Source organism: Pontibacter sp. HJ8 (assembly GCF_054824225.1).
The window spans coordinates 1-1355 of sequence record NZ_JSYF01000320.1; the positions used below are offsets into that span (position 1 = coordinate 1).

Sequence of the window (1355 nt, forward strand, 5' to 3'; positions counted from 1 at the left end):
AGCCTTCCCCGGCAGGATACGCTGGAGGTCAGCTTTATCATAGAACCTATCCCCAATGAGCCGCCTTCTATCAGCCTCTCGAAGCCCGACAGGGTCTACAATGTAAAAGACGGCGCCCTTATCAATTTTGATGTCTTGGGAATTGATCCTGACAACGAAGAAGTCACCTTATCAGCCGTTGGACTGGACTTCGATATCAGATCCCAGAAAATAGTCTTTGAACAGCGCTCAGGTATGGGTCGGGTCACATCGCCCTTTTCGTGGCAGATAGATTGCCAGGCCTTGCAGAAGGACTCTTACCAGATTGAGTTTACGGCTACGTCCATGTTCTGCGGTGAGCCTGTCACCAGGAAAGAAGTGATCGAGGTCCGGACAGACTATCCTAACCAGGTTCCTGTCCTGACTACAGACAAGCAAACACTGGTTTTTGAAGTAGATCTGAATGAGAAATTTGAAGCCAAGTTTATGGGCAATGACCTGGACATGCATCGGCTGAGTATGCTCGCTGCCGGGGAAGGCTTTAGTCTGGAAGAGTATGGCATGAAGTTCACCTCAACAGGAGGTATAGGGACTGCAGCAGGTTTGTTTACCTGGGAGGCCAACTGTACCACCTTCAGCCAGGGTGTGGCGCGCGTGACCTTCTCTCTGAAGGAGGATGCCTGCGTGCCTTCGCCTGACCAGACGATCACGATGGAGTTCCGGGTAAAGGTGCCGGAACTGAGTACGTATGTGCCACCCAACATTTTCACGCCAAACGGTGATGGGCTCAATGACTTTTTTGAGATTCCGGGCCTGCCGGATGACATTTGCACCGGCGCCTTTGAGAATATAAAAATTTACAACCGGTGGGGCAAGCAAGTTTTTTCCAGCACGGCAAACAGTTTCAAATGGGATGGAAAAGATGTCAACGACGGGGTATACTACTACGTCGTAGATTACCGGACCAGCAAGTTCAAAGGTTCTGTTACGCTGGTGCGGTAAAACCGGCTAAGCCATAAAAAGGATCACAAGGTAGAGCGACAACCAGAGCATCCCGATGAAGTGCCAGTAGCTGCACAGCATGGCAAGCTGCAACCGGCGGTAGGGATCGCGTATGAAAACCAGTGTGCGAACACCGTCACTGGCCATGTGTGCCGTTTTAAAGAGCAGGAAAGCCAGGAAGATCATACCACCAAGCAGGTGCAGCAGGTGAAGCGCAGAGATAATGTAGAGGTACGTGCCCGAGGCCTTCCCTGTAAAATACGCGCCTGACTCGGATAGTTCGCGCCAGCCCAGCAACTGAGCCCCGATGAAACCGACTCCCAGGCCAAAGGTAATGGCCAGGTAACGTGTCATTTTTTTGAGCTTATCCTTTT

Annotated in this window: 2 protein-coding genes; one reads left to right on the forward strand and one right to left on the reverse strand. The window is 51.3% G+C overall.

What is annotated here, in order from left to right; genetic code table 11:
- Positions 1-981, forward strand: a 981-nt coding sequence (locus tag OB13_RS14120; RefSeq protein WP_461490813.1) for a gliding motility-associated C-terminal domain-containing protein, incomplete at its 5' end; no start/stop codon positions are given.
- A 6-nt stretch (positions 982-987) separates the two neighbouring features.
- Here the strand turns inward: OB13_RS14120 and OB13_RS14125 are convergent.
- On the reverse strand, positions 988-1355 hold a 368-nt coding region (locus OB13_RS14125; RefSeq protein WP_461490814.1), incomplete at its 5' end, for a cytochrome c oxidase subunit 3.